Source organism: Roseibium sp. FZY0029 (genome assembly GCF_036350355.1).
GTDB lineage: Bacteria > Pseudomonadota > Alphaproteobacteria > Rhizobiales > Stappiaceae > Roseibium.
The window spans coordinates 211,179-234,287 of the sequence record NZ_JAZDVZ010000002.1 but is presented as its reverse complement, the minus strand read 5'-3'; the positions used below and the strand labels follow the sequence as shown (position 1 = coordinate 234,287).

Sequence of the window (23,109 nt, the reverse complement as noted above, 5' to 3'; positions counted from 1 at the left end):
TTCGATCTTCAGGAAGAATGGACACCAGGATGACCGACACCGCGGAAACCGCGCCCGGATGTGCGCTGAACATGGGAGCGCCCTTGTCTGAATTGATGCAGCAAGGGCAATTGCTGAATCAGAATTGTCCGTCGCGCGAGATCTTGCGCCATCTGACGAGCCGCTGGGGCGTTCTGGTGCTGATCGCGCTGCTGGAGAAGGACAGCCGCTTTTCGGAACTTCGCCGCACCGTTGGCGGCGTCAGTGAAAAGATGCTGGCGCAAACGCTTCAAACCCTGGAGACAGACGGGTTCGTCAACCGGTATTCCCATCCGGTGGTTCCGCCCCATGTCGATTACAGCCTGACACCCATCGGCAGGGAAGCTGCCATGAAGGTGCGCGACTTTGCAGACTGGATAGAGGTAAATGCCGTCAGGCTCCTGTCCGCCCGGCGTCGCCAGAATGGAGCAGAGGTGGCGGAATAGCTTTCGGGCAGCGGCGGCGCGCTGATACTTGCAGCCTGAGGTTCGCCGTCAGTGCGAGTAGCGGTCGACGATCTGCCAGTATCTCGGATCCCGCCATACCTTGGAGACGGCTGCGGACAGCCGGCCCTTGATCTGCGGGTCGAGATCGTTGTTGGCTGCCAGCCACTGTATTCCGTGGGTGACCGGGGCTCCGATCACCAGGGTCGACGGATCATAGCCCTGCTGCCGGAAGATGTAGCTCGCCCGGACCGACATGGTGTACCAGGCATCAATCCTGCCGGTTTTCAGCATGGTGCTCATCTGTTCGGCGGTCGAGATTTCCTCGATGTTACGGACCCCGAAGCGTCGCAGGATCTGGCTACGGTGGCTTCCAAGATGGACGCCGATCACCTTGCCGCTTTCAACCGCCTTCTCAAAAGTGTCCAGGGGTTCATCCAGGGTAACGAAGGAGCTCTCCGTATAGAGGAGAGGCGCGATAAACTGGAATTTTTCCGTGCGGGCCTTGGAATAGGCGGCGGTGAAGAGAAGCGAGCCAGGCGTGTTTTCCGCAAGAAGCTGAGCTCGACTCCAGGGAGCGAACATGATCTTGATATCAAGACCGGCTTCTTCGGCGACGAGTTCCATCAGCTCAACTGCGATGCCTTTTTCCTTTTCATTGATGGAAAGCGGCGGCAGGTAACCTGTAAACGCGACAATTTCCTCTGCCTTCGCTGCGGACGACAATATTGGCTGGTTCAGAAGTCCCAATCCGAGAAAGACAACCAGGGCGCGAGAAAATGTGCCGAAAAAACTTCGCAGTACAGACAAGACCCACCCCGGTGTTCTTAAAATTGTGGGCCTGTTATTAGCAGCGGGATATAACTGAATTGTAAAATCGAGGACTGTTCTTAAGATTATTGATTAATGTATTTATTAATCCTGCCCGCCAGGGCTGATCTGGGACCGATCCTTCTGTGTACAGCTTACGCGTACAACATTTTGTGCACGACATTCCGGGGCGGGCAGAACTTAAAACAGCTATTCCGCCTTTGCAGGCAGCCTGCCGCCGTGAACAAAATTCATGGCATGGCCATTGAGGCAATAGCGCAGGCCCGTGGGCGGCGGGCCGTCCGGGAAAACGTGTCCAAGGTGGGCGTCACAGTTGCTGCAGCGAATTTCGGTTCGGATCATGCCGTGGGACTGGTCTTCGAGTTCCCGTATTGCATCGGGGTCGACCGCTTCGAAGAAGCTGGGCCATCCGCAACCGGAATCGAATTTGGTATCCGACATGAACAGCGGCGCTCCGCAGCACACACAGTCGTAACGGCCGATCAGCTTGTTGTCCCAATAGGGGCCGGTGAAAGGGCGCTCGGTGCCTGATTGACGGGTAACGTAGAACTGCTCGGGTGTGAGCTGCTCCATCCATTCCGCCGTGGTTTTCTTGACCTTTGGAGATGCTTGGTGCTGGCGGGAGGTGTCGTCGCTCATTCTGCATTCCTTGTGTTGTGTTTTTCCGGAAAATAGGCACGCGCACCGATGGCTGCAAGCGGCAGCAGATAACGGTTTCGTCAATGGTTACCGGTGGCTGGGTGTGGGGCGGGCTTTTAACGGGTGAGATGGTTCAAGACTGTCTTCACGCGATTGCCGCCTTCCTGGCGCGCCTGGAAAACGCAGTTCTCCGCGGCGGCAAGGATCAATTCTGAGCTTTCCGAAATGCCGGTCTGTTCGACAACCGCACAGGCCGCTCCGACGGATGCGGTCATGATGCCATTGCCAGCCGTGTTGTCCGGATTGGGTATGCCGAGATCCTGGATTGCCACGTGAAGATAGGCGCTGATCGTCTCTGCGCCCATCTGGTGGGTTCTGGGAAGAAGAAGAGAAAACTCCGCCGTTGCCGTTCGCGCGGCGATATCTGCGGGGCGGCGCGCGGTTTCCTTCAAGGTCTCCGCCACTCTGGTCAGGCAGTCTTCTGCGGCGCTCGGCCCGAAGTGTTCCGCAAGTGCTTCGAACCTGTCGAGAGAGACCTTGATCAGGCTGGTGTGGGTCTTTTCGCGCAGGGCGATCGCCCATTCCCGTTTCAGGCCTTCTTCAAAGGCACGTCTGTTCAAAAGGCCGGTCAGCGGGTCGGTCTGCGTTGCCGCATCCAGCAGGTTTTCCAGTTCCTTGCGTTTGGCAATGCTGCGGAAATAGACCGCGAAAGCGTAAGCCGATCCGCTGGCGTCCCGCAGCAAATGCGTGTTGACCTCTGCCCAGACCAATGGACCGAAGGCCGAGCGAAGTTGAATATCTGCATGGGGAAGGGGAGATTGCGCGTCGGAGCTGCCGCACAGGATCCGGTGCAAATGGTCCGCATCTGCATCCGGACTGGCCAGATAAACGAGATCGCTCAGATGGTCGGCGAGTTTCTCGGCGCTCCACCCGAACAGTCGCTCGGCGGCCGGGGAGATGTAAGCGGGGGCACCGTCGAGGCCAATCATGACAATGGCTTCATTGCCCAGTTTGACGAGCGTTTCAAAGTCGATACCGGACGGGCGGAGGAGATCCGTTCCCGAAGGCGTGTCCCGATTGCTGCCCGACACCATCTTTCCCTGCCTCGCTCGATTTCCGTGCAACGCATACCTGTTCTGAAACTGAACGGCATTCACGCTTTGAAATCAAGTGGCAAGCTGCCGTTCCCCGGTCTTGCCGAAAGTGAAACGCTCGGATGATCTCCAGAGCGTGTTGTATTGCGCGCGTGCAGCCCGGAGCTATCAATGTTGAGCTGTTTTCAGCACAGACAAATTGCGCGGAATGCCGGATCGTCAGTCCTGTCCCTGACAAAAGAGCGAATGTGACGCGGGTGAATTCACCGAAAAACGACAAGCACACGCTTGAACACGTAATTTCAACTGCCTAAGACATGTCATAAACCTTCGGGACCGTTATTATCCGGCGGATCGGGGCTGATTCGAGAAGGCCCGTTTCCGTCGTTTCTTTACAACCGTGACGAAAGATCAGCATGACGCCAGCATTGATCGACGACACCACTCTCTATGCCGTCCTCGCACCCTTTGCTGCGGCTGTGGTTGCGCCCTTTCTGACCCGCTGGTTCAAACACAATGCGGCCTGGCTGCTGGCAGTCGTGCCGGCGCTGATCTTCCTCCATTTCACAGGGTTCGTCGAACCCGTTTCGAAAGGGGAAAGCTTCGTTGCTGCAATGGCCTGGGCCCCCAGCTATGGCGTGAACTTCTCCGTCTATGTCGATGGATTGTCGACGCTGTTTGCGCTGCTGATCTCGGGCATCGGTACATTCATCATCCTGTATGCGGGTGGCTACCTCAAAGGGCACCCGCAACAGGGCCGGTTCTTTTCGTTCCTGTTCATGTTCATGGGGTCGATGCTCGGGCTGGTGCTTGGCAACAACCTGATCTCCCTGTTCATCTTCTGGGAGCTGACGTCGATCACGTCCTTCCTGCTGATCGGTTTCGATCACCTGCGCGCAGCGTCCCGCCGGGCCGCGCTTCAGGCGCTCGTGGTCACGGGCGGTGGCGGCCTGGCACTGCTGGCCGGTTTCATCCTGATCATCTCCGCCACGGGCGAGATCGAGATGTCGGTGCTGCTGTCATCGCCCGATATCATCAAGGATACGGCGCTCTACGTCCCGGTTTTCTTCCTTGTGCTGGGCGGCGCTTTCACCAAGTCTGCACAGTTCCCGTTCCATTTCTGGCTGCCCAACGCCATGGAAGCGCCGACGCCCGTTTCCGCCTATCTGCATTCGGCGACGATGGTGAAGGCCGGTGTCTATCTTTTGATGCGCATGCACCCGCTGCTCGGCGGAACGGAACTGTGGACGACGGTCCTGCCGCTGTTCGGCGGTGTGACCTTGCTGGTCGGCACGATCCTGGCGGTGCGCCAGACCGACCTGAAGCTGATGCTTGCCTATACGACCGTGGCCTCGCTCGGTCTTCTGGTGATGTTGACCGGCACCAGCCAGGAAAAGGCGCTGGAAGGCGCGGTCCTTTATCTGCTTGCGCATTCTCTCTTCAAGGGTGCACTCTTCATGGTGGCCGGCACGATTGATCACGAAGCTGGAACCCGTGACATCACGAAGCTGGGCGGATTGCGGTCGGCCATGCCGATCACCTTCGTCGCCGCCTGCCTGGCCGGGCTCTCCATGGCCGGTCTGCCGCCGTTCATCGGCTTCATCGCCAAGGAAGTGCTTTACTACGGCACATGGGGCTGGCTGGAACTCGGCCTGCCGATCACCGTAACGGCCGTTGTCGGCAACGCTCTGATGCTGGTGATCGCAGCCGCTGTTGCCATCAAGCCGTTCCTAGGCCCGAAGGTGGAAACGCCGAAACATGCGCATGAGGGGCCTGTGCTGCTGTTTGCCGGCCCCGTGTTCCTTTCGGTCACCGGCCTTGGACTGGCCCTGATAGCGCATACGACCGGTGAACTTCTGATCGGGCCGACCCTGTCTTCGCTGGTTGGCGAGACGACGGAAATCGAACTTCACCTGTGGCCGACGTCGATCAACGCACCGCTTCTGCTGTCTCTGGTCACCATTGGCCTTGGTATTGCGCTGTTCACCCAGATCGATCGTCTGCGCGGCCTGATCGGCGGCGTTCTCACGGCAATCGGCTGGGGGCCGGACAAGGGGTTCGATCAGTTCGTGGCCGGCACCGTCGGATTGTCCTGGCGGATCACCCGCCTGCTGCAGTCGGGCAAGATGCAGACCTACATGATCCTGACGTTCATTTTCACGGGCGCTGCGGTTCTCGTGCCCGGCTTCCTGACGGGCAGCCTGCCGGCGATGCCCAAGATGCCGGACTACCGCTTCTATGAATGGGGCATCCTGCTCATTGCCTTCTTCGGTCTCATTGCGGTTCTGGTTGCCAATACCCGCCTGACGGCCATCGTTTCGCTCGGTATCCAGGGGTTTGCGGTTGCGCTGATCTTCATGATGTTCGGAGCGCCTGATCTGTCGTTCACCCAGTTCATGGTGGAAACCCTTTCGGTGGTCATCCTGGCGCTGGTCATGACGAGACTGAACCTGTCGCCCAGTGATCATCGGCACGGCCTTGCCGCGATTGGTACCGGCATTGTGGCGATTGGTGTCGGTCTCGGCCTGACACTGACGCTTCTTGCCATAACACAGCAGCCTTTTGACACGCGCCTGTCCGATTTCTTCGCGCAGTTCAGCCGCTCCATTGCCCATGGGCGCAATATCGTCAACGTGATCATCGTCGACTTCCGCGGCTTCGATACGCTGGGCGAAATTGCCGTTGTGGTTCTGGCCGGTCTGTGCGTGCTGGCGTTGATCCGGGTTCGCACCAAGCCAGAAAAGCCGATCGAGAAACCCAAGACGGTCTCTCACCCGACACCCGCCCAGACAGGGGAGGTTCGCTGATGCGTACGATCATCTTCCGCACCATTGCGCCCTATCTGTCTGCGCTGATGGTCCTGTTTTCGATCTTCGTGCTGTTACGCGGCCATAACGAGCCGGGCGGCGGGTTCATCGGCGGTCTGATCGCCGCGTCGGCGCTTGCGATCTTCGGTATCGCCTGCGGTGTCGCCTCGGTGCGCCGCGCCATTGTCTTCCACCCGATGGGAGTCTCCGGTTTCGGGCTGTTCCTGTCCGCGCTGGCCGGCTTGCCATCGATCTTCAAGGCACAGGCGTTCATGACCAGCCAGTGGCTGGAGGTTCACGCCTTCGGTGTTGAGATCGCGTTATCCACTCCGTTGTTCTTCGACATCGGCGTTTATCTGGTTGTGGTCGGGGCTATCGGCTCAATTGCGCTCGCGCTTGAAGAAAGGGAGGCCGACTGATGGAAAGTGGCGTTGTCATCCTGATTGGCCTGTTCTTTACCGTGGCTGTCTACCTGATGCTGTCCAAGCAGCTCGTTCGCATCCTTCTCGGCATTGCCATTCTGGGCAATGCGGTGAACATGCTGATCTTTACCAACGGGCGCCTGACGCGCGAGGTGCCGCCGCTCATTCCCGATCATCTTTATGCTCCGGAAACGGCGACAGCCAACCCGCTGCCGCAGGCGCTGGTGCTGACGGCCATCGTGATTTCCTTCTCGTTCTTTGCCTTTCTTCTGGTTCTGGCCTTCCGGGCCTACCAGGAACTGGGCACCGATGAAGTGAACGAGATGCGCATCGCCGAACCCGAACACGACCAAACTCCGCCGCAAGGGTACTAAGCTACATGGCCGGTTCTTCCGTTTCCGTTGATCTTTCCCAGGCCATGAGCACCGCGCCCGTTGCGTTGGGTGACTGGCTGGTGGTCGCGCCTTCGCTGATCACCATCCTGGGCGGTGCGCTGTGCCTGATGCTGCGCAAGAATACCGATTTGCAGCCCAAACTCGGTATCGGGTTCCTGGCATTGCTGGTGGTGGCGAACCTGGCGCTGTTGATCCGGGTGCTCGACCACGGTGTGATCACCATGGTCATGGGCAGCTGGCTGCCGCCGTTCGGCATTGCCTTCACAGTAGATTCCCTGGGTGTAACCCTGTCGCTGATCGGCTCCATCGTCGCCTTCTGCGGCGGCGTTTTCGGGGCTGCCACCGTCGACAGCACCGGCCGCAGATACGGCTTTTATCCGTTCCTCCTGCTGTTGATGACAGGTGTCTGCGGCGCGTTCCTGACCGGCGATATCTTCAACCTCTATGTCTGGTTCGAGGTTCTGCTGATTTCGTCTTATGGTCTTCTGGTCCTCGGCAACGACCGGATCCAGCTTGATGGTGCGGTCAAATACGGCGTTCTGAACCTGATTGGCACGAACCTCTTCCTGATTGCGACCGGCATGCTCTACGGCATTTTCGGCACACTCAACATGGCAGATCTTGCCATGAAGGTGGCCGCCCTGGAAAATCCGGCGTCCGGCACTCTGGCAACTGTTGCCGCGCTCTATTTCCTGGCCTTTGCCATGAAAGCGGCTGCGTTCCCGGTCAATTTCTGGCTGCCTGCGTCCTATCATACGCCCAATGTGGTCGTGTCGGCGGTCTTTGCAGGCCTGCTGACCAAGGTTGGCGTTTATGCACTGATCCGCATCTTCGTGCTGATCCTCCCGGCTTCCCGGGGCTACATGGCGGACGTGATCGCGCTGGTTGCCATCGCCACCTTGCTGACGGGGGCGATCGGGGCGCTGGCGCAGAGCGAGATCCGACGGCTGCTCGGCTATGTGGTCATCGCCGGTATCGGATCGATGCTCGCCGGTGTCGCCGTCGGTTCGACGCTGGCGGTCTCAGGCGCCATTTTCTATGCAGTCCATTCGATCATCGTGATGACGGCGCTCTATTTTGCAGCGGGAATCATGAACATGATGGGCGGCTCCTATGACCTCAGGCAGCTTGGCGGTCTCTATCAGAAAAGCGCGGCTTTCGCGGCCGTGTTTCTGGTGCTGGGTTTCGCGGTTTCCGGCCTGCCGCCGTTTAGCGGCTTCTGGCCAAAGGTCATCCTCGTGGATGCCGCCTTCTCCGACGGCCGGGCCTGGCTCGGGGCCGCCATCCTTGTCAGCGGTTTCCTGACAACCCTGGCAATGGGCCGGGTGTGGATCTTCGCCTTCTGGCGGGGCGGACCGGAAGGCACGACGGACGGGGAAACCGTAGCCGTAACGGGCGAGACCGGCACGCAGCTTTCCGGAGCCGCGGTCTGGCTGCCGCTTGGAATTCTGACCGCGCTTGTTGTCTACTTCGGTCTGCAGCCGGAATGGATGCTGGAGCTATCAACGCAAGGGGCAAGCGGTATCGTTGAACCGCTGGGCTACCTGCGATCAGTCTTTGGAGGCCAGGGATGACCAGTCTCTTTCTCATAAACATTCTTCTGATGCTTGCCTGGGGCGCTGTCACAGGCAGCTTTACGGAAGTCAATCTGGCCTTCGGCTTCGTGCTGAGCTTCGGCGCGCTTTATCTCATCCGCGAACAGGTGGGTACGGCGGCTTACTTTCAGCGTGTGTCGAAAGGTGTCGGTCTGGCGGTGCTGTTCGTCTACGAACTGGTGCTGTCGGCCTGGCGGGTCGCGATCATCGTGCTGAAGCCCAAGATCAAGCTGCAGCCTGGCATCATCGCATTTCCCCTGACCGTAGACAGGGATTTTGAAATCACGATGCTGGCCAATCTGATCACTCTGACGCCTGGCACATTGTCCGTTGATGTGTCCGAAGACCGGAAGATACTTTATGTGCACTGTATCGACGTGCCGGATCCGCAAGCCACGATCGACGACATCAAAAACGGTTTTGAACGCAAAATCCTGGAGGTGTTCAGATGACACCGCTTGAGATCTTTTCCGGCCAGTTTCTCGATGTCTGCGTCTCGATCGCGCTGGCGCTGCTGACGGTATCCTTCATCATCATCGTCGTCAGGACGGTCAAGGGGCCCAGTCTTCCGGATCGTATTGTCGCTCTGGACATGCTGGTTGCCGTCGGCATCGGCTTCATCGCCGTCATCGGCGTCTCTACCGGCTTTTATCTTTACATCGACATTGCGATTACGCTCGGCCTCGTCGGCTTTCTGGCGACGGTTGCCTTCGCCCGCTTCGTCCTGAACCGCGGCCTTGCCGGGGACAAGACGATCATGGACGAAGTCGAGGAAAGCATTAAGCGCCAGGAGGCGGGACAATGAACGCTGCCGTTGAAATCATCACCGGTATCATGCTGATTATCGGCGCTTCCTTCGCGTTGGTCGCGTCGATCGGTATCATCCGGCTGAAAGACGTTTACATGCGCATGCATGCGGCTTCCAAGGCCGGTACGCTGGGCTCTGGCGTCATGTTGCTGGCGCTGGCGGTCCACGCGAGCGACTTGGCTGTCGTCACGCGTGCAATCGCAGGTGTGGTCTTCTTCCTGCTCACCGCCCCAATTTCGGCTCATTTATTGGCAAAAGCTGCATATGCAGCCGGGTACCGCCCCTGCGCCGATACCAAGGTAGATGCCCTGGAGAAAATTGTCCGGCCGAAAAGCTGAGGCATGGTGAGCGGCAATGGTCATGAAAGACAGTTTTTCCGACAATACTATCGGTCCATTGTCAAACTTGATGCGTTAGCGGAAGCCAATATTTATACAATTTGATTTTTATTGATGCTGATCGATTTTTATTTGAATTACGGGGTTGTCGTCCAACGAAAGCGGCGATATAAGGCTGTGACGATTGCCTGCAAAGTAGAATCTTTTTGATTTCTGGGCCCGCAAGTAACTGAATCTTTCAATCCGCTTTCGGCACATATTTTTTGCAGGTAAACCACAAAGCTAATTTTGAAATCAGTAGAGAACGGGTGAAATATGACTGACAGTCCGGTGGATGCGAATCTGATTGATCTTACGGCAGACATCGTCTCAGCCTACGTGAGCAACAACACTGTAGCGTCAACAGATCTGCCTGGCCTGATCAACGAAGTTTACGGCGCACTGCAGAGAACTGCCAGCACGTCTACCGAGCCGGAGCCGGAGCCGCTGAAGCCCGCTGTGCCGGTCAAGAAGTCGGTCATGCCGGACTACATTATCTGCCTGGAAGACGGCAAGAAGTTCAAGTCGCTGAAGCGTCACCTGCGCACGCACTACAACATGACCCCGGAAGAGTACCGCGAGAAGTGGGACCTGGGTGCCGATTACCCGATGGTTGCGCCGAACTATGCGGCTGCCCGTTCGGAACTGGCCAAGAAAATGGGCCTCGGCCAGCAGCGCAAGCGCTCCAAGTAAGATTTCCAGTTTCGACTGAGAATAAAAAGAGCTGCCTTCGGGCAGCTCTTTTTGTTTTTGCACTGGCGATCTTTTGACCAGGAAATCTTACGGGCTTGGAAATGGCTTTCGCCGTCAGATCAACTTATCACCTGCCGACGCAGTCCGAGGAAAGGCTCTCAGGCTGCTGCAAGCGCGCCCTGGGCGTCACTGCGGATGCGGCCGACCATGGATTTCAGACCGTTTGAACGCTGCGGCGTCAGGTGTTCCTGCAAACCCAGTTTGGCGAAAATGCCTTCGACGTCAGTGTCCAGGATGTCCTGTGCGGTTTTGCCGCTGAAAAGACACGTGACGATGGCGACGAGCCCCTGAACGATCAGCGCATCGCTATCTCCGCGGAAGCTGAGAACGGGCTCGCCGTCGCTGTTCTTGTCGATGGTGGTGATCAGCCAGACCTGCGACACACAACCGCGCACCTTGTTGGCATCGGTCTTTTCAGCTTCGGAGAGGTCCGGCATCTCCTTGCCGAGGTCGATGAGGTATTTGTAGCGGTCTTCCCAGTCGTCGAGAAAATCAAACGTCTCAAGGATATCGCTCAAGGTTGTGGTCATGGCACCGATCTTTGAAGGTCTTGTTCGCCTTCATATAACTCGTGAGCGGCAAAGTGCAAATGGCGGCCGGTGCGGTAGGAGAGTGGAATAAAGATACGCCGCAGATGAAATGGGCAGCTTTCCATCTGCGGCGCAGCGGAACAAGCCGCTGAAGTGAAGCCGTCTTTGCGATGCTGCCGGGCAGCAGCGCTCCAGCGGGGCGCAATCGGCCGTTTTCGGATCCAGGAGGTCGTAGGATCGTGAACGACCAGTCCGCTCAGGTCTTTTGGCCTGAGCGTGGTTTGGGCCGTGGCACCGGCCCAAGGACTGTCTCTCTGGCGGAGACGTTGTCGAAAACCGGTTGCCACGACGGGCTGCCGGCGAAAATCTCAGTGGCCTGACCGCTCGACTGAGTGGAGCGTTCACTCGCACTCGGCACGGGTGTCGACCCGGTTACCAGCAGTTCGCTTCCCGGTTTCTCGGTGATCTGCGTATCAAGGAATTCGTAGACGATCCGGGCGCCGTCACGTGCGCGGCTGCCGATTGCCGTCAATGCATCGCCTCCCGTTTCGCAGGCCTGCGGATTGCGTCCGCAAAAGCCGCCAATGTCCGACATCGTCGCCTGTGCAGCCAGGAAGGCGGACACTGGATCGATGTTTTCTGCCGAAGTGTCTTCCCGATCTGACCCGAGGGGAATCAGGACGAGCACCAAGGTGAGCCAAAAGGCCGTCCTCAAGAGAAAGAACATGTCGCTACCCATAGTCTGTTCAGTCTTGCGTGCCTTTGTGCCGTTGGCACGCTTGTTATGGAGGCACACTAGCAGCGACATGAGAATCCCCGGTTGAGCGGGAAAAGCCAATTTTCATAAAATAAATCAGGTATTTAAATCGTATTTTCTGAAATATTGATTCAAACTTTATCTATTGGCAGTCAACCTGTTGAACAAAATGGGCTTTTTGTAAAAAAGCGCAATTTGGATTCATCCTTTATCGTTCCTTAAGTGCTGCAACCGACAATGGCCTTACAAAAGGTGCGAGCGGATAATTCCGTGATTGTTGTGTGGTAGAGTAGAGTGCGTAACCTTCTGAAAAACATACAAAATATCTGGGGGCATTGGGTGGCTCGCGTGGATGGAATGATTCATCCCGATGCGGCTTCCGATCCTTTTCTTGCGCCGTTGCATCGTTCGTTTCTGTTCAGTTGTTTCGCCAGCGGTGCGGCAGCGCTGGTGGTGCTGCCTTTGCACCTGGCGCTCGCCGGAGCGCCTCAGGCGGCAACTCTGCTGGTCCTGGCGTGGATGTTGAGCCAATGGCCTCTGGCGCTCTATCTTTCCCAGTCTGGCGCACTTTCCAGGGCCGCCGGTCTTTCCGCCTCCCTGTTCGCGATGTTTGTTGCAGGTGTCTGTGCGGTCACCGGCGGGGCTCAGTCCTTTGCGCTTGCCTGGCTCCTGGTGCCACCCGTGGAAGCAGCGCTTGCGGCAAGCCGGCGGACGGCTGTCACGGTTACCGGGCTTTGCGGTGCATTGGTGCTTGGTCTGACTTTTCTTCCGGCGCTTGCACCTGCGGCTTCCGGTCTTCCTGGGCTGGCGACGCCGCTCGCGGCACTGGCGGCTGTTCTTTATGTCGGGTTGCTGTCGCTCCGCATTGCTTTCGACCGTGCGCTTGCGCAGAAAGTCGTTCGCGCAACGGAGGAAAAACGCCTTCAGATCAGCCAAAGCGTCTCCGACATCTATTGTGAACTTGCGCCGAGCGGAACGCTCAAGGTCATTGGCGGTCCGGTGAAGGAAGTGCTCGGGCATCTGCCGGCAGAAAGTGACGAGGACTGGCTGTTTCCGCGCCTTCACGTCGCGGACCGCCCGCTTTATCTCACCTGCCTTTCCGAAGCCCGTTTGAGTGGGATTGCCAGAACCTTCGAGGCTCGGCTGAGGATCGGGGCAAATCGCCCTGGAGAAGCCGGGCAGGCCGACTACAGGCGGATGGAGGTGCATTTGCGCCCGGGCCGTCAGACCGGCGCTGTTTCTGCTCAGGCCGCAGACCTTCTGCTGACACTCCGGCCTCTGGAAATTATTGAGCCGCAGGCAAAGGTCGGCGCAGGCACCACTGCGCAGGGCAGTGCACGTGCCGACCGTATCTCCCGAGACATGCTGGAAACCGCTGGCGTTGAAGCGTCGCAGGCGCTTGCCGATATTCTGGCACTTTCCGAGCGATTGGAGCGTCTTGGCCGGGAAAGCTCCGACCCAACGCTGAGGCAGGCCGTGGAAGGGCTTCGTCAGAGCGGGGAACGCGGTCTGGCTTCGTTGACGGCGGCGCTGGATCTGGTTCCTGCGGAAAAATCTACCAACCAGCCGGATATCGCCGGTGTCGACGTCGAAAGCTGTCTCAATCAATGCATGGACATGGTGGCGGCGACCGCGTTGCGGCGCGGGGTCTCCGTGCAGATGGCGAGCGCTCAGGAATGCCCGCCGGTGGCTGCGGACAGAAAACTGTTGCTCCAGGCGCTGTGTTTCCTGTTGGCGGATATGGTGGAAACCTCCGAGGCCGGAGCGGTGCTAAGTGTTGACGTGCAGTTCGAGGCGGGGAGTGCCGACTTTGTGTTCTCGGCAAGGAACCGGCAATCGAGCCTGTGCTGGAGCACCGAAGCGTCCGCGACCGTACTTGGCCTTTCAAGAGTCCTTCTGGAACGCATGAACGGCAGCCTTGCGGTGCAAACTGTTCTTGGGCAGGGCGAAAGCGTGATCGTCACCTTGCCCGTCAAGATGCAGGCGCAGCAAGGCACCGGTCAATCCATCAAGGGAACCGTAGCCGAACGGTTGGCAAGATCGGCATAGGCAGCGGCATGGCGAAAGCAAAAAAAACAACAAAGCAGGCCAAGGCGCAGCAGGTAAAGCCGTCTGAGTCTCTCATGGCCAAGGCCGGGCATATGGCGCTCGACAATCCTGTCGCGGCGGGGGGGACCGTGGTGATGGGGCTGACGGCTTGTCTGATCGTGGCCAATGCCGTTGGCCTCCAACCTGGACGGCATCCGGCGCCGCTGTTTACGACGCGCGACCGGCCGGACACCATGCAGCTTCCGGAGCCAGACGGTAGAAGTCCGGGTCTTCAGGTGCAGGAAATCTCAACTCTGGTTCTCGACCTGCAGATTTCCCTGCGCAAGATCGGCCTTTATGAAGGGCCTCTGGACGGATTGAACGGCCCGGCGACGGAACGTGCGATCCGGGGCTTCGAGCGTCAGGCCGGGCAGGTTGAAACTGGCGAGGCGACAGAAGCCCTGCTTGCCCTTGTCTTGATGCAGGGGGAAAGTCCCATGGCGACGGTTCACGGTCCCGTGCCGCGTCCCAAACCCGGAGTTTCCGTTACGGCGAGTGAGGCAAGCACGCAGTCGTTTGACGCGGACGGCGGCGCAGCGATTGATGTGGACCCGAAGCTGAAGAAGATCCAGCAGGCATTGTCTGAGCTTGGTTACGGTCCGCTGAAAGCGGATGGTGTCATGGGCGCCAATACGACCGCTGCCATCAGGCGTTTTGAATTTGACAGGGGGCTGCCGATGACGGGTGAACCAGGCCCCAAGGTGATCGAGCGCCTGGAAATGGTCAGCGGCCGGTCGCTCTCCGGCTAGCGACAGGCAAAGCGTTGCCGTCCGCAGGCATCTGGCGTAGAGCAAGGGCATCTTTCTTTTGATCTGAGAGTGCCGGCGTAGACGGCAGAGGCGGGCTGAATGCGGGTTACATCTGAGTTTTTTGTCAGCGCATTGGTCCGGCGCGTATTTGGGGAAGGCGGCTTCGCCGCCATTTCCAGGCGGGGTGCTCCGGAAGCCGGCGCCGTCTTTATCTGTGTCGACCGTCTGGATGGCAGCTTCGACTTCTACGGTCCCGCTCCCCAGGCCATGTTCAGCAGTTTGCCGGATGGGCGCCTTTTCGAAAGGATCTTCGAACGGGCGGACAGGGAGGCGATCGATACGCGGCTGGCAGGCGAGGCGCGGATGGACCCGGACTATTGGCTGGTGGACATCGAGGCGCGTGACGGGCAGATCGACCTGCCACTGGCAGAGGATAAGCCACAACCCGGCGGAGACGTTTTCCGCTTTTGAAGCGTGTTCGGTGATGGGCTTTCAGCCCTTGCGCAGGGCCGAGCTGATACGGCTGCAATCAGGAATGGGTCGATTTGCGGATCGCAGTCTCCGTTTGAGCAGAGCCGGATATCTGCACGTCTGATGGCGCAGCATTGCGGCGCGCGCTGTCCTGATACTGTGTGCTGTGCCGCGCTACTGCCTGCTGCGTGCCCTGATCGTGCAGGATCCATTGTCCCACAAGCACCTCTGCAGCGCCTTGGCTGAGCGTGCGATAAAGGCGCAGCAGGCCGCGCAGTCTTTCCAGTGACAGGTTTTCCCCCAGCAACCGGATCATCACTGTCGTGACCGCTGATGCCGGCATGCCGAGCGCTTTCAGGGCGACGGTGAGACCTTCCGCCTGATCATCATGCATCAGAAGATCGCAAGTCGACTGCGGCAGTCCGAGCCCCTGGCCCAGAAGATCGGCAAATCGGGAGCGTTGCTGCAACAGGGCTTCGCTTACCAGAGCATCCCGCAATTTGAGACGTGCAGTGTCGGCGCGTCTGTCGGTGGAAGTTCCGGGGTTTTGAGCCTGTTTCACCAGGCTGGTCATCTCAGCCGCGGCGATGGCTTTCGACTTCAATGGAGCCGGTAAATGCAGGAATTGTCCCATGAGTCCATCTGGGTTTAAAGCGTCCTGTCCCGCCAATTCTAAACCAAGGGTGGCAACAATGTCACTACGACAACTCAATTTCGCCTGGTGAGCGGGCGTCAAGGTGACGTCTTCCCGGTCGAGAAGGATACGGATTACCGAGGCTCCGGCGTGTTCGCACAATTTCGTGATGACCGATTCGCGCAAGGATGGCCGGTTGGCGACGGCCTTGCGCAGGGAATCCGGTCCGGCTTCCGCAACCTTCAAAAGGAGATCCACAGAAAGCCTCGGGCTGTAACGAAGTGCCGGGTAGGCTGTCAGTTCGTCTTCGTCGGAGGCGAGCTGGAACAGAAGGTCGTCCGGTATTTCCGGATGCGCGGCCAGCAGACTTGAGATCCGGCGTCTGTCCGCCAGGGAGGTTCTAGGCAGGAAGTTGGAAGCCAGCTCCAGAAAAATACGTTTTTCTTCAACATCATGCCGAGAACGCCCGGCAAACAGCTCACTTGCGGCCAGAAGCACACCGCGATCGTCGCCCTTCGAAGACGCGGATCTGTCGGGAGAAGTGGAATTCGGCACAGGCTGACTGAAATGTTGGGTTTGGCGCATGACACCCGTCTACGAAATACAAAAGACCGGACCACCGGAGGAACTTGCTTCGTTCAAATTGCAGGAAAAGCGTTAGCATGCTGTTAACCCTGACGGCTTCTTAATGAAGAGCAGGAAGTAATGCGTCGCCCGTTTGACCGTTCCCGGTCGGTAATACACCGTCAGGGGAGATCGGAACCGAAGGAGGAGACGATGGGCACCTTGTTGGACTTTTCATCAGCTCAACGCCCCACCGCACGCGTGGGCTGCCGTTCCAATCAGCGCCGAATGTCAAATCCGGAGACCTTTGGAGAAGTTATCCTCTTTCCAGGTGTCCGGTATGAGCGCCACGACCTTGATCTTGCCGCACGAATCGCGACCATCGGAAAAGCGGCCGGACCTGCTGGCTCCGACAAGGACTGACGGTCCCTGCCTCTCCAGCCGCGCAGGAGACCATACTTTTTAGCGGCCTGGAGAAGCGCCCGATGGGCAAAGGCAAAGCGGATCTTTCCGCCACCGCATCCCTTGTGGAAAGCGGTCGCAGACCAGGGCAGGGGGCTATCGCCGCCGCTGTCATGCTGATTGCCGTGAGCCTTGCCGCCTGCACGCGCCCGACGGGAGATTTCGACCGGGCAAGGCCATCAGTCATTCACGACAAGCTCATGCCCGCCGCCGGCGATGAGGCCGCGCGCCTTCGGGGTGATCCGGTTTCCAAGTTCAACTACACCAACGACGAAAAGCTGATGCGCAATCGTGGCTGGACGTTGATCCGCCCGCCCTGGACGAAGGACTGGATCGGCGGAACCATGGTTGAGCTGTCGCGCACACGGGTTCTGCCGGAGGTCGAGGGGCGTGTGCCACCGGACCTCTATCTGATCTATCTGCGCTCGGATAAATTCCAGTCTTCCGATGCCCGCTATGACAAGATTGCCGCCGACGCGTCTGGAGACGCGGAACTGGTGATGCCCTTTTGCGAAGTTGCCCTGCGTGTGAAGGCGGCGGATGATGAGCGCTTGCGTGTTCTGCAGAACAAGCCGGTAAAGTCTGAAGAAACCTATGACGGCGCGAAGGCGCGTGTGTGGGAAAACCGTGTGATGATCAAATGGGTCGGTCAGGCACTGCGCTACCGGATCATCGCATACAAGAAGGCGCTCGACGGGCTGGAAATCGAAACGCCGACACGCGACCGTGTCTGGAAGGTCAACAACGCGATCCGGGAACTTGAAGGCCAGGTTCGCATTGCCGAGGCCGGATGTGACCCGGAAAAGCGTTATGGGGACGACAAACCCGTTCGCAGGTCGCGGATCTACACAGGCTGGGGTACCGAACGCGCTCCTGTGGTGAAATAACGCCCGAGCGAAACGGCTGCCTAAATTCAGGCTGTGTTACATAGATATCATCTTGCTCCCGTCAGAATTACCTATAACAAGAACGCGGATCAGCAAGGAATCGCAGGCTGTACTTCCACATCCGGTATGCGAGTGCCCCAATTCTGTCTCGAGACACCTTTTTCTAATCTTGAGGCCGGGTTGCTCTGAAAGAAAACGGCAAGTTTATATTTTCTGGCCCGGTTGTTTTCGGCCCATCAATAGGCTCGCAAATCTCACGATCTTTTTAGCGTTTCACTCTGTGCGCAACCATATTTTACTTCTTCCGTCAGACAATTTGTCAAATTGCTCTGCCTTAACGACATGCGCGTATAAGTTTTATTTATTGCAATGCAAAAAAATGTGAACACCTTAAAAAGATACGTGATCACAAGCTTTTAGCCTAATTTTGGACGTTTTTCCGGCAAAGGAATGGCGTTACAAGAGTTTTGCATCTTGCCCTCGCTCAGGCATCGAACTAAACCGTTTAGTTTACAGCGCGACCAAATCCCCGAACCTGAAGGTTGTCGAATGAGCCCGAACATCACGCTTCTCGTCAAAGAAGCGCTCTTCCACCAACATGCCGGGCGCATCGGAATTGCACTTGGTATGTTCGAGGAAATTTTGAAGCTCGATCCCAAGAACCCGCAGGCCAATTTTTCGCTCGGAATCGCTGCCTATCAAAACGGTGATGTCGGTCTGGCCATAGAGATGCTTCGCAAGGCAGAGCGCAAAGCCGGAAAGCACCCCCAGGTGCATCAATTGCTCGGGTTGGCACTGATGAACGCCGGCGATCTGGCCGGTGCGATGAAATCGTTGAAAAAGGCCGTGGCACTTGCACCTGACGTTGCGGACTTTCACGCCCATCTCGGTGATCTATATACCCTCAAGCGTCAACCGCAGCTCGCGCGCCAGAATTTTGAGCGTGCATTGGCGGTCGACCCGGAAAATGGCTATGCCATCGTGGGAATGGGGAAGCTGGATGTCACTGTCGGTCAGGTCGATGACGCGATAGCCTGGTTCGAAAAGGCCATAGCGTTGGGCAAGGAACTCCCGTCCGCGCTTCATAGCCTCACGATGACGCGCACCTACAGGCAGGTACCGGCCGAACTGGAAAAGATCGAAGACCTTCTTAAAAAGGCAAGCACATTGCCTGAGCCGGAAGTTGCTCACCTGCACTGGGCTGCCGGCAAGATCCATTACGATCTCGGCGATACACCGAGTGCGGCGCAACACTATCGCTCCGCGCGCCGGCTGCGCTACAAGTCTTTTGATCAGAAAGCCCATGAAGAACGCATTTCCTTCATGAAGGACGTGTTTGATGAGGCGTTTTTCGTGGAAAGGTCGGAACTGGGGGACAGTTCGCAAAGGCCTGTCTTCATTTTCGGCATGCCTCGCTCCGGTACCACTCTGGCCGAGCAGATCGTCAGCCGGCATTCACGCATCAGCAGCGGGTCGGAAATTCCCTATTTCCGCTTGCTGCAGCAGGACATCGGCCTGCAGGGGCCACCAAGCGCTGCTCTCGAAAACCGGTTGAAAAGCCTTGGCCCGCGCGAGTTCAAGCAGTTTGCGCGGCACTATCTGGCGGAACTGAGTGCAATCGACCGGCGGGCTGACCGGGTGACCGACAAGATGCCGCATAATTTCGAAATGCTCTGGCTGATGAGCCTTCTGTTTCCGAAGGCCGCATTCATCCATTGCGTCCGCTGCCCTGCGGACACATGCGTTTCCCTGCTGTCGCATTCGCTTTCTCCCGCACACAATTACGCGCTGAACCAGAAGTCTCTGGGCAGCTATTTCGTGACCTATGACGGCCTGATGAAACACTGGGAGAAAGTTCTTCCGGTCCGTATTCACACGCTTTCCTACGAGGACCTTGTTTACAACCAGGAGCAGGAAAGCAAAGCCCTTCTGGCGTGCGCGGGCATGGAGTGGGAAGAGGAATGTCTGGAATTCTACAACGGCGACAGTCCCGTGACCACCTTCTCCAATCTGCAGGTCCGAAAGCCGATGTTCCGATCTTCGATCGGGCGCTGGAAGCGTCACAAGAATCTCCTGGGGGACCTGTTCGACGCGCTGGGGCCTTTGTCGCCCCTCGAAGAAGGACAGGAGGACTGCAACGGAACAGGCTACGGTCAGCAGCAATCGCTTTCGGCCGCCGTGCCGGATAACGACACGTCTCAACTGCGGAACGTGAGTGCCCCGGTTTCCTGAACATTCCCCGGCCGATCCACCCGGAGTTCTGGATTGCACACCTGGATAGTCCCGCTTGCAGGGACGCTTAGCGAATCGAGCCGCAGCTTGCAGCCTCAAGCGCGCGGTCGATGCTGTCAGACCGGGTCGGATGCGGGACATAGGCCCGAAGCAACGCGAAGCCGCTCAAGGCATCTTCCGTTTCAATGACAATGAGATCTTCCAGGTTTTCCGGCGGGTTCTCTCGCAGGATCGACAGTTGTTCGGTGGTCAGCACCAGCATCGATAGACGCTCCGCGCCCGCCGTGCGGTTGTTGAGGCTGTAGACGGCTTCTCCTGCGGCGTTGAACAAGCCGATTGACCAGAAGGGCACCGGAATGCTGGCATCGAAGAGAACCGGCCCGTCAGCAAGCTGAAACCGGCACGCAGCATGTTTCATCGCAGGATCGAGATCGGGCAGGGCCTCCTCACCAGGACGAACATCTGGAAGCAGGTTGAATTGCCTGTCGGGTCCGTAGGTTCCGATATTGTCGTAGGCGCTGTGCAGCACGTTGTGCGGAATGCTCAGCACCACCAGGATATGAATGATGGCTGCCAGACACAAAGTGGCCAGCAATCCGACAGACAGGGAAAAGCGGGAGGAAAGGGTCACGGGCAACCCACCCTGTCAATGGTGGGCATGCTGACGCCATCGAGGGCGGCGCCTGTCGTGACCGGGGCGTCATAGACCCTCAGCACAAAGCGCAGACCGTCGGCAGCCCTTGCGCCGACTGCCAGCGGCAGCCAGTTGCCGGAGTGGGGCCGTGTGGCGGCGATGATCTCGAAGGTGCCGTCCGGATTTCGCAGCAAGGTGTCGCTCGCCAGGTTCACCCGGCCGGACATCGTCTTCACCAGGCGGCCGTGGCCATCAACCGCGGTCAGGGTCCAGAGGCGGGCTGATGGGGTCTGGCCCGCGATGCGGTAGACGCAAGTCGGATCAAGCTGGTGACCGTTGCTGTCCTCGCGCGCGACCAGCGCCAGACCTTCACCCGACGCCAGTGGAATGACGGCGCCTCTTGTATAGATCGCAACCGAATAGGGATCGGCCTCGGAGGTCCCTGCTTTCGGGTAGGCGTGCCAGGGGCCAAGGGTGACGGCATTGAGCGGCTGTTCCCGCTCGATGATCAGATAGGCCGAGCTGATGCCCAGAAGCGAGGCCAGCACGACGACAAGCGTGATCGTGGCCAGTGTGCGGATGGGGTTGAACCGATGCGAGCGGATGGCACGGGGGAGCCTCTCGTCATACCAGTCTGCCTCGCCATGAGCGGGCCGGAAACCTGTATCGCTCATTGCACCGCCGCGACATCGGTGTTGGTATTCCCCGGAACCGGCGTGGCTTCGGCGCTCTTGCGCTCAAGCAGCAGGCGCAGCTCCTGGCCGATCTGCAAGAGGAGATCCTGCGTGCGCCGTTTCAACACCCGCGGCTGAGCGGTGTCGCCGGTGTCTGTTGCCAGTCTGGCCGGAGCGGATCGGGAGAGGCGGGGCAGACTTTCCGGATCGACGCCGGGCATGCGGGCCAGTTCGATGCCGTTGTGTGCAAAGGCATTGTATTTCTGCCAGGCCATGGCCGGCAGACTGCCGCCCGTCACCCGGCGGGTCGAGGTGAAGTCGTCATTGCCGAACCAGACGGCCGTGGCAAAGTTGCCGGTGTAGCCGACAAACCAGGCATCGCGGTAGGCGTTGGTTGTGCCGGTCTTTCCGGCAGCCACCACTCCATCGATCTGCGCCCGGCGGGCCGTGCCGGCCTCCACCACATTGACCAGGATTTCGTTCATCTCTTCAACCTTGTCCTCCGGCAGGACGCGTTCTGCAGGCGGTTCATCGCGTTCGCGGCGGTAGAGGACCTCACCAGCGCTGTTCTTGATTTCAAGAACAGCGTAGGCCGGTGCCTTCATGCCGCCGTTTGCAAACACGGAGTAGGCCGAGGCCATGTCGATGACCGAGACTTCGGACGAGCCGATGGGCAGCGAAACAGAGTTTTCCAACTCATGGGTCAGACCCATGCGATAGGCCGTGTCGATGATCTTCTGGCGGCCGAAATCCAGCGACAGGATCACTGGTATGGTGTTTATGGATTTGGTGAGCGCGGTTTTCAGTGTGACAGCGCCCCGGTAACTTCTCGAATAGTTCTTCGGCGACCAGTTTCCAATCCAGACCGGCCGATCCGAGACAACGCTGTCTGCGGAGTAGCCGTTCAGGAAAGCCGTCATGTAGACGAAGGGCTTGAAGGAGGATCCGGGCTGCCGCAGCGCATTCACTGCGCGGTTGAACTGGCTTTCGCCATAGGAACTGCCTCCGACCATGGCCACCACGGCTCCGTCGGGGATCATCGAAACCATCGCGGCTTCACTCGCATCGCGCAGTTTGCCGTTTTCCCGAAGCACGGTCTCGACCGCCAGATCCGCCTGGCGCTGCAGCGCCGGGTCGAGTGTGGTGCGCACGGTGACGATGCGGTCGCGCGCGAGGGCCGGATAGCGTCGTGCGAGTTTCTTCACCTCGTCCAGAGCCCAGTCCAGAAAATACTCCGGCAACTGCTCCTGAGACCTGTCGACGGCAAGAGCCGGATTACGGCGTGCGCCGATGACCTGGCCTTCGGTCAGGAAATTGGCCTGCACCATGTTGGACAGGACCTCGTTGGCCCTTGCGCGGGCCGCCGGAAGGTTGATGTGCGGAGCGTATTTGGTCGGCGCCTTGTAAAGGCCTGCCAGCATGGCGCTTTCGGCAAGCGTCAATTCACGCACATTCTTGTTGAAATAGAATTCCGAGGCTGCCGTTACCCCAAACACGCCGCCGCCCATATAGGCGCGATCGAGATAGAGCTTCAGGATCTCCTGCTTGGACAGGTTGGCCTCCAGCCATAGCGCCAGATAGGCTTCCTTGATCTTGCGGCTGAGGCTGCGCTCGTTGGTCAGGAAGAGGTTCTTGGCGAGCTGCTGTGTCAGTGTCGAACCGCCCTGGACGACGCCGCCGGCTCGAGCGTTTTCCACCATGGCGCGGAAGGTGCCGAAGAAGTCGATGCCAAAATGGCTGAAGAAACGGCGGTCTTCGGTGGAAAGAGTGGCTTTGATCAGCGAATCGGGAATTTCCTCAAGCGGAACGCTGTCGTTGAGCACGATGCCGCGCCGTCCGATTTCCTTGCCGAAGCGGTCCAGGAATGTGACTGCAAAATCATCGGTTGTTTTCCAGTCGGCATAGCGCGTTGCCTCGAAGGCGGGCTGGGCAAAGGCAAGCACCACGATGAAACCGGCAAGGCCATAAGTCAGCCCGTCCGAAGACAGTTCTGCAAGAACCCGCCAGATGCCCTTCGCCCGGAACCGCCGCAAAAAGGCGTCATAGCCCTCGAATGTCCGGCGGATGGCCGTTCCGCTCTTCCAAAGGGCTGTGTCGATAAGGGCATCGATCGCCAGGAAAAAGCGGCGGATTCGATTGCGCTTCTTCGGCGGTTTCTGCTCCGGCGCGCTGCCGGTCTCGACGTCTTCTGACTGCGGTTTGTCCGTCACGCGAACAAGGTCTCCGGATCAAAATGGGACGGCCC

The 23,109-nt window shown here is 58.6% G+C and carries 23 protein-coding genes; 14 read left to right on the top strand and 9 right to left on the bottom strand.

The features are described 5' to 3' along the window. Positions 1–29 precede the first annotated feature (29 nt). Positions 30–464: a winged helix-turn-helix transcriptional regulator gene (locus V1T76_RS05590; RefSeq protein ID WP_330559616.1), complete on the top strand. Its 435-nt coding sequence runs from the start codon at positions 30–32 to the stop codon at positions 462–464. 48 nt (positions 465–512) lie between these two features. Here the strand turns inward: V1T76_RS05590 and V1T76_RS05585 are convergent, their stop codons facing one another. From V1T76_RS05585 to V1T76_RS05575, 3 genes are all read right to left on the bottom strand, one after another. Further along, entirely contained in the window at positions 513–1,271 is a 759-nt protein-coding gene (locus V1T76_RS05585; RefSeq protein WP_330559615.1) for a substrate-binding periplasmic protein, read from the bottom strand. 210 nt (positions 1,272–1,481) lie between these two features. Continuing rightward, complete coding sequence (msrB, locus tag V1T76_RS05580; protein WP_330559614.1) at positions 1,482–1,931, bottom strand: peptide-methionine (R)-S-oxide reductase MsrB; 450 nt, start codon at positions 1,929–1,931, stop codon at positions 1,482–1,484. Between the two features lie 116 nt (positions 1,932–2,047). Beyond that, positions 2,048–3,025 carry a GGDEF domain-containing protein gene (locus V1T76_RS05575; RefSeq protein WP_330559613.1) on the bottom strand — a complete coding sequence of 326 codons (978 nt, stop codon included), beginning with the start codon at positions 3,023–3,025 and terminating at the stop codon, positions 2,048–2,050. A gap of 416 nt (positions 3,026–3,441) precedes the next feature. Here V1T76_RS05575 and V1T76_RS05570 point away from each other — a divergent pair, with 416 nt between their 5' ends. The 8 genes from V1T76_RS05570 (at position 3,442) to V1T76_RS05535 (ending at position 10,122) form a co-directional block, all read left to right on the top strand. After that, a complete protein-coding gene (locus V1T76_RS05570; protein WP_330559612.1) occupies positions 3,442–5,832 on the top strand; it encodes a putative monovalent cation/H+ antiporter subunit A in 2,391 nt (796 codons plus the stop codon). Next, a complete protein-coding gene (locus V1T76_RS05565; RefSeq protein WP_330559611.1) occupies positions 5,832–6,251 on the top strand; it encodes a Na(+)/H(+) antiporter subunit B in 420 nt (139 codons plus the stop codon). The genes V1T76_RS05570 and V1T76_RS05565 overlap by 1 nt, the downstream gene beginning before the upstream one ends. Further along, the gene (locus V1T76_RS05560) at positions 6,251–6,628 is read left to right on the top strand and encodes a Na+/H+ antiporter subunit C (RefSeq protein WP_006939833.1); all 378 of its coding nucleotides are present in this window, start codon (positions 6,251–6,253) and stop codon (positions 6,626–6,628) included. The genes V1T76_RS05565 and V1T76_RS05560 overlap by 1 nt, the downstream gene beginning before the upstream one ends. Positions 6,629–6,633: 5 nt before the next feature. After that, entirely contained in the window at positions 6,634–8,223 is a 1,590-nt protein-coding gene (locus tag V1T76_RS05555; RefSeq protein ID WP_330559610.1) for a Na+/H+ antiporter subunit D, read from the top strand. Beyond that, a complete protein-coding gene (locus V1T76_RS05550; RefSeq protein WP_330559609.1) occupies positions 8,220–8,696 on the top strand; it encodes a Na+/H+ antiporter subunit E in 477 nt (158 codons plus the stop codon). Before V1T76_RS05555 ends, V1T76_RS05550 begins: the two co-directional genes overlap by 4 nt. Further along, complete coding sequence (locus tag V1T76_RS05545) at positions 8,693–9,049, top strand: cation:proton antiporter (protein WP_330559608.1); 357 nt, start codon at positions 8,693–8,695, stop codon at positions 9,047–9,049. The genes V1T76_RS05550 and V1T76_RS05545 overlap by 4 nt, the downstream gene beginning before the upstream one ends. After that, positions 9,046–9,390 carry a monovalent cation/H(+) antiporter subunit G gene (mnhG, locus tag V1T76_RS05540; protein WP_006939827.1) on the top strand — a complete coding sequence of 115 codons (345 nt, stop codon included), beginning with the start codon at positions 9,046–9,048 and terminating at the stop codon, positions 9,388–9,390. The genes V1T76_RS05545 and mnhG overlap by 4 nt, the downstream gene beginning before the upstream one ends. A 315-nt stretch (positions 9,391–9,705) precedes the next feature. Continuing rightward, positions 9,706–10,122: a MucR family transcriptional regulator gene (locus V1T76_RS05535; protein ID WP_006939826.1), complete on the top strand. Its 417-nt coding sequence runs from the start codon at positions 9,706–9,708 to the stop codon at positions 10,120–10,122. Between the two features lie 158 nt (positions 10,123–10,280). Here the strand turns inward: V1T76_RS05535 and V1T76_RS05530 are convergent, their stop codons facing one another. Both V1T76_RS05530 and V1T76_RS05525 read right to left on the bottom strand, forming a co-directional pair. After that, complete coding sequence (locus tag V1T76_RS05530) at positions 10,281–10,712, bottom strand: SufE family protein (protein WP_330559607.1); 432 nt, start codon at positions 10,710–10,712, stop codon at positions 10,281–10,283. Positions 10,713–10,968: 256 nt separating this feature from the next. Then, on the bottom strand, positions 10,969–11,520 hold the full coding sequence (locus tag V1T76_RS05525; RefSeq protein WP_330559606.1) for a DUF5330 domain-containing protein: 552 nt from the start codon (positions 11,518–11,520) through the stop codon (positions 10,969–10,971). Between the two features lie 297 nt (positions 11,521–11,817). On the opposite strand from V1T76_RS05525, the gene V1T76_RS05520 reads away from it, so the two are divergent. The 3 genes from V1T76_RS05520 to V1T76_RS05510 all read left to right on the top strand — a co-directional run bounded on the left by V1T76_RS05520 (position 11,818) and on the right by V1T76_RS05510 (position 14,777). Beyond that, positions 11,818–13,518 carry a sensor histidine kinase gene (locus tag V1T76_RS05520; protein WP_330559605.1) on the top strand — a complete coding sequence of 567 codons (1,701 nt, stop codon included), beginning with the start codon at positions 11,818–11,820 and terminating at the stop codon, positions 13,516–13,518. 8 nt (positions 13,519–13,526) lie between these two features. Then, complete coding sequence (locus tag V1T76_RS05515; RefSeq protein ID WP_330559604.1) at positions 13,527–14,306, top strand: peptidoglycan-binding domain-containing protein; 780 nt, start codon at positions 13,527–13,529, stop codon at positions 14,304–14,306. 99 nt (positions 14,307–14,405) lie between these two features. Next, the gene (locus V1T76_RS05510) at positions 14,406–14,777 is read left to right on the top strand and encodes a DUF1491 family protein (RefSeq protein WP_330559603.1); all 372 of its coding nucleotides are present in this window, start codon (positions 14,406–14,408) and stop codon (positions 14,775–14,777) included. 58 nt (positions 14,778–14,835) lie between these two features. Here the strand turns inward: V1T76_RS05510 and V1T76_RS05505 are convergent, their stop codons facing one another. After that, the gene (locus V1T76_RS05505) at positions 14,836–15,996 is read right to left on the bottom strand and encodes a DUF2336 domain-containing protein (protein ID WP_330559602.1); all 1,161 of its coding nucleotides are present in this window, start codon (positions 15,994–15,996) and stop codon (positions 14,836–14,838) included. A 464-nt stretch (positions 15,997–16,460) separates the two neighbouring features. On the opposite strand from V1T76_RS05505, the gene V1T76_RS05500 reads away from it, so the two are divergent. Together V1T76_RS05500 and V1T76_RS05495 are read left to right on the top strand one after the other, a co-directional pair. Next, a complete protein-coding gene (locus tag V1T76_RS05500) occupies positions 16,461–17,324 on the top strand; it encodes a hypothetical protein (protein WP_330559601.1) in 864 nt (287 codons plus the stop codon). A 549-nt stretch (positions 17,325–17,873) separates the two neighbouring features. After that, positions 17,874–19,556, top strand: a complete 1,683-nt coding sequence (locus V1T76_RS05495; protein WP_330559600.1) for a tetratricopeptide repeat-containing sulfotransferase family protein — start codon at positions 17,874–17,876, stop codon at positions 19,554–19,556. Between the two features lie 67 nt (positions 19,557–19,623). Here V1T76_RS05495 and V1T76_RS05490 read toward each other — a convergent pair whose 3' ends face one another. Genes V1T76_RS05490 through V1T76_RS05480 form a run of 3 tightly spaced genes read right to left on the bottom strand, consistent with a single transcriptional unit; the run spans position 19,624 to position 23,074 of the window. Then, positions 19,624–20,187: a DUF1254 domain-containing protein gene (locus tag V1T76_RS05490; RefSeq protein WP_330559599.1), complete on the bottom strand. Its 564-nt coding sequence runs from the start codon at positions 20,185–20,187 to the stop codon at positions 19,624–19,626. Continuing rightward, positions 20,184–20,864 carry a DUF1214 domain-containing protein gene (locus V1T76_RS05485; protein ID WP_330559598.1) on the bottom strand — a complete coding sequence of 227 codons (681 nt, stop codon included), beginning with the start codon at positions 20,862–20,864 and terminating at the stop codon, positions 20,184–20,186. Before V1T76_RS05485 ends, V1T76_RS05490 begins: the two co-directional genes overlap by 4 nt. Continuing rightward, entirely contained in the window at positions 20,861–23,074 is a 2,214-nt protein-coding gene (locus tag V1T76_RS05480; protein WP_330559597.1) for a transglycosylase domain-containing protein, read from the bottom strand. Before V1T76_RS05480 ends, V1T76_RS05485 begins: the two co-directional genes overlap by 4 nt. Between the last annotated feature and the right edge of the window lie 35 nt (positions 23,075–23,109).

Bases quoted from the DNA above. Each gene is read 5' to 3' on its own strand.
- V1T76_RS05590 (WP_330559616.1), top strand. From the start codon at position 30: ATGACCGACACCGCGGAAACCGCGCCCGGATGTGCGCTGAACATGGGA.
- msrB (WP_330559614.1), bottom strand. From the start codon at position 1,931: ATGAGCGACGACACCTCCCGCCAGCACCAAGCATCTCCAAAGGTCAAG.
- V1T76_RS05575 (WP_330559613.1), bottom strand. From the start codon at position 3,025: ATGGTGTCGGGCAGCAATCGGGACACGCCTTCGGGAACGGATCTCCTC.
- V1T76_RS05570 (WP_330559612.1), top strand. From the start codon at position 3,442: ATGACGCCAGCATTGATCGACGACACCACTCTCTATGCCGTCCTCGCA.
- V1T76_RS05565 (WP_330559611.1), top strand. From the start codon at position 5,832: ATGCGTACGATCATCTTCCGCACCATTGCGCCCTATCTGTCTGCGCTG.
- V1T76_RS05560 (WP_006939833.1), top strand. From the start codon at position 6,251: ATGGAAAGTGGCGTTGTCATCCTGATTGGCCTGTTCTTTACCGTGGCT.
- V1T76_RS05555 (WP_330559610.1), top strand. From the start codon at position 6,634: ATGGCCGGTTCTTCCGTTTCCGTTGATCTTTCCCAGGCCATGAGCACC.
- V1T76_RS05550 (WP_330559609.1), top strand. From the start codon at position 8,220: ATGACCAGTCTCTTTCTCATAAACATTCTTCTGATGCTTGCCTGGGGC.
- V1T76_RS05545 (WP_330559608.1), top strand. From the start codon at position 8,693: ATGACACCGCTTGAGATCTTTTCCGGCCAGTTTCTCGATGTCTGCGTC.
- mnhG (WP_006939827.1), top strand. From the start codon at position 9,046: ATGAACGCTGCCGTTGAAATCATCACCGGTATCATGCTGATTATCGGC.
- V1T76_RS05535 (WP_006939826.1), top strand. From the start codon at position 9,706: ATGACTGACAGTCCGGTGGATGCGAATCTGATTGATCTTACGGCAGAC.
- V1T76_RS05530 (WP_330559607.1), bottom strand. From the start codon at position 10,712: ATGACCACAACCTTGAGCGATATCCTTGAGACGTTTGATTTTCTCGAC.
- V1T76_RS05525 (WP_330559606.1), bottom strand. From the start codon at position 11,520: ATGTCGCTGCTAGTGTGCCTCCATAACAAGCGTGCCAACGGCACAAAG.
- V1T76_RS05515 (WP_330559604.1), top strand. From the start codon at position 13,527: ATGGCGAAAGCAAAAAAAACAACAAAGCAGGCCAAGGCGCAGCAGGTA.
- V1T76_RS05510 (WP_330559603.1), top strand. From the start codon at position 14,406: ATGCGGGTTACATCTGAGTTTTTTGTCAGCGCATTGGTCCGGCGCGTA.
- V1T76_RS05505 (WP_330559602.1), bottom strand. From the start codon at position 15,996: ATGCGCCAAACCCAACATTTCAGTCAGCCTGTGCCGAATTCCACTTCT.
- V1T76_RS05500 (WP_330559601.1), top strand. From the start codon at position 16,461: ATGGGCAAAGGCAAAGCGGATCTTTCCGCCACCGCATCCCTTGTGGAA.
- V1T76_RS05495 (WP_330559600.1), top strand. From the start codon at position 17,874: ATGAGCCCGAACATCACGCTTCTCGTCAAAGAAGCGCTCTTCCACCAA.
- V1T76_RS05485 (WP_330559598.1), bottom strand. From the start codon at position 20,864: ATGAGCGATACAGGTTTCCGGCCCGCTCATGGCGAGGCAGACTGGTAT.